General features: G+C 71.4%; 5 protein-coding genes. 3 read left to right on the top strand and 2 right to left on the bottom strand.

Features of this window, described 5'->3' with window-relative positions; all coding sequences use genetic code 11:
• Window positions 1-101: 101 nt before the first annotated feature.
• Window positions 102-569 carry a hypothetical protein gene (locus ACTHMS_RS12555; protein WP_440307005.1) on the bottom strand — a complete coding sequence of 156 codons (468 nt, stop codon included), beginning with the start codon at window positions 567-569 and terminating at the stop codon, window positions 102-104.
• A 55-nt stretch (window positions 570-624) separates the two neighbouring features.
• Between ACTHMS_RS12555 and ACTHMS_RS12550 the strand changes: the two genes are divergently transcribed.
• Together ACTHMS_RS12550 and ACTHMS_RS12545 are read left to right on the top strand one after the other, a co-directional pair.
• Entirely contained in the window at window positions 625-1,026 is a 402-nt protein-coding gene (locus tag ACTHMS_RS12550; RefSeq protein WP_440307004.1) for a DUF1801 domain-containing protein, read from the top strand.
• 95 nt (window positions 1,027-1,121) lie between these two features.
• Window positions 1,122-1,262, top strand: coding sequence for a hypothetical protein (locus tag ACTHMS_RS12545; RefSeq protein WP_440307003.1), 141 nt, complete (start codon window positions 1,122-1,124; stop codon window positions 1,260-1,262).
• Between the two features lie 48 nt (window positions 1,263-1,310).
• Here ACTHMS_RS12545 and ACTHMS_RS12540 read toward each other — a convergent pair whose 3' ends face one another.
• On the bottom strand, window positions 1,311-2,075 hold the full coding sequence (locus tag ACTHMS_RS12540) for a pirin family protein (RefSeq protein ID WP_440307002.1): 765 nt from the start codon (window positions 2,073-2,075) through the stop codon (window positions 1,311-1,313).
• 116 nt (window positions 2,076-2,191) lie between these two features.
• Between ACTHMS_RS12540 and ACTHMS_RS12535 the strand changes: the two genes are divergently transcribed.
• Window positions 2,192-3,075, top strand: an 884-nt coding sequence (locus tag ACTHMS_RS12535) for a DPP IV N-terminal domain-containing protein (protein ID WP_440307001.1), incomplete at its 3' end; no start/stop codon positions are given.

The following is a 3,075-nucleotide window of genomic DNA, read 5'->3' as shown; positions in this document are numbered from 1 at the left end:
ACCACCGGGTCGAGAAGGACAAGGACAACCACGGCCGGATCTTCGTGCACTTCAGCTGGAAGTGATCCCGTGCGCCGGTGTCCTCGGCGCGTCCAGCCGACCTACGTCGCAGCGTCGGCGGTACGGCGGCGGCCCTGGTGCACCGCGGCGACGATCAGCAGCGCCAGCAGGAACACGACGAGCAGCACGGGCGACAGCACCAGCAGCAGCACGGCGGCGACCGCGGCCGAGATCATGGCGGCACGGACCGCCGTCGTCGCCTCACTCCACGCGCCCTTGATCGCTGCAGTGACGGGGTTGTCGTGATGGACGACCGCCTCGACCGCATCGGCACCCGCGGCCTTCATCGCGCCGCCGCCGTCCGCCAGTTGCTCGAGACCCGCGTCGGCCGCGGCGACCAGCGCGCCGGGCGCTGTGCCACCGGCAGCGCCCTGGTGCTGTCCGCCCCAGGCGGTGAGCTTGTGCTCCAGCTTCGCCACCGCGAACCGGCCGGCCGCGTCGGCCAGAAGCCCGAAGGCACCGGTCGGGGCGTGCTGCGCTCGATCCCGCTCCACCGTCGATGCGTTCATGGTGGTGGTGTACCCACGGGGTGCCGGCGTCACGTCCACGGCATAGGTTCGCGTCGTGCCGAAGCAGATCAAGGGCAATCCGCGGCGGAAGCCGCCGGACCCCACGCCCGGTCACGAGGTGATCGGGGCCTGGTTCGCCGACGTCGCCCCACGCGTGCGCCCGCTGGTCAGTGTCGTCGACGAGGCGGTGCGCGAGACCCTCGACGGCCTCGAGTACGCGGTCAAGTTCCACCGCGCGTTCTACGGCCTGCCCGACCTCGGCTGGGTCATCGAGGTCGCGCCCTACCAGCTCTCGGCGAACATCCTGTTCCTCGGCGGCGCCGACTTTGATCCCGTGCCGCCGCTCGGTGACGTCGGCCGGAGCCGCTACGTCAAGATCAGGTCGGCGGACGAGGTGACGCAGCCGCAGATGCTCGATTGGATCGCGCAGGCCGGTCGGACGCCGGGCTGGCGCTGACGGGCATGGCTGCGTCGGTGTTTAACCGGTGTTAGCCGACCATGCAGGACGGGTATCGCCGAACCACTCTGCTGGTTCGGTAACCGGAGGTCGTCATGCTCATGGACATCCTGATCGCGCTCGTGATCGTCATCATCGCCGCGGCGCTCGGGCTCACCGTGCACCCGCTGCTGTGGTTCGTCGTCATCGTCGCGATCCTGTGGCTGTTCGCCCGCCGCGGCAGCTGGAGCCGCTGACGCCCGCGCCGGCCCGTGCCGTGCGGCCGGGCCGGCGACCCGGCTGGCTCAGTCGGCGATCGTCGCGTGCATCTCCCACACGAGGATCTCCGCCGGTTCGACCGCGGTGACCCGCTGGCCACCCACGGTGATGCGGGCGGCGTCGCCGGCGTCGAGGCGGCCGGCGCCCTCGAGCTCGATCGCACCGCGTGGCACGAAGAGGTGGACGAAGGGTGCGTCGGGCAGCTGCACCGACCGGCCCGCGTCCAACCGCGCGCTCAACAGGGCGGCGTACCGGTTGCGGATGCGGATCGCCGCCTCGTCGGCGTACGCGTCCATGCCGGACGCGATCGGCCGCAGCGCGTTGCGCAGGTCGGCGTCGGCGATCTCGAGCTGCTCGTAGCCCGGGCGGATGCCCGGCTCGTCCGGCAGCACCCACATCTGGACGAAGTGCACCGGGTCGGTGTGCGTGTCGCCGCCGGTGAGGCGCCAGGCGTCGTTCTTCTCCGAGTGCAGGATGCCGGTGCCGGCGCTCATCCGCTGGGCGAGACCCGGGTAGATGACGCCGCTGTGCCCCTCCGAGTCCTGGTGCACGAGTGAGCCCTGCAGCACCCAGGTGACGATCTCCATGTCCTGGTGCGGGTGGGTCTCGAAGCCCGCGCCGGGCGTGACGATGTCGTCGTTGTTCACCAGCAGCAGGCCGTGGTGAGTGTTGCGCCGGTCGTGGTGCCGGCCGAACGAGAACGAGTGCTTCGAGTCGAGCCACGACAGTCGGGTGGCGAAGCGGTCGGCCGCGCGGCGGATGTCGACGGCGGGTTCGAGCGTGGTGGTCATCGGTGCTCCTCGGCAGTGACTGCCTCGTCCAAGCTGATTGCAGCCGCAACTATTCCGCGAGGGGGGCTCCACGGGCGACCGTCACGGTGATCGGCGGCAATGCCAGCATGGCGGGCATGACGTCCGACTCCTTCCCGCGGCTCGCCGCGCGCACGATGAACTTCCGCCTCGGTCTGCCGAAGGGCTTCGCGGTGAGCCCGGACGGGCAGCGGGTCGTGTTCCTGCGCTCGCCGAGCGGCACCGAGCGGGCGCACGCACTGTGGGTCTACGACGTCGCCGAGGCACGCGAACGGCTCGTCGCCGACCCGGTCGAACTGCTCGGCGCGGGCGACGAGGAGCTCACCGTCGAGGAGCAGGCGCGCCGCGAACGGCTGCGCGTGACGACGTCCGGCGTCGTCGCGTTCAGCACCGACGACGACTGCACGACGGCAGCGTTCGCGCTCTCGTCCCGGCTCTTCGTCGCCGACCTGACCGGGACGCGTGGTGTGCGCGAGCTCGCGACGGCGGCGCCCGTCGTCGACCCGCACCTCGACCCCACCGGCCGGCGGATCGCCTACGCCGGCGACCGCGCCCTGCACGTCGTCGACCTCGACACGGGCGACGACCGCGCGCTGGTCGGCCCGGGGTCCGACGAGCCGGAGGAGGTCGTGTGGGGCCTCGCCGAGTTCGTCGCCGCCGAGGAGCTCGACCGCGCCCGCGGCTTCTGGTGGGCGCCGGACGGCGGGTCGCTGCTGGTCGAGCGCTACGACGAGTCGCCGGTCGTCGTCTGGCACATCGCCGATCCCGCCCATCCCGAGCGCGACAGCGGCTTCATCGTGCTCGGCATGGGGAAGCTCGGCGCCTTCGAGCTTAACTACTCGAGCGACGTCGACCTCATCCTGCTGTTCGATCCGGACAAGGCCCGGAGCACGAGCCGGCGCGGGCCCCAGGCGGTCTTCACGCGCCTCGCCCAGGATTTGGTGCAGCTCCTCTCCGAGCACACCGCGCAGGGTTATGCCTT

Origin of the sequence: Jatrophihabitans sp., from assembly GCF_051960575.1 — a bacterium.
Lineage (GTDB): Bacteria > Actinomycetota > Actinomycetes > Mycobacteriales > Jatrophihabitantaceae > JBQCEE01.
This window is presented reverse-complemented; position numbering and strand designations above follow the sequence as displayed.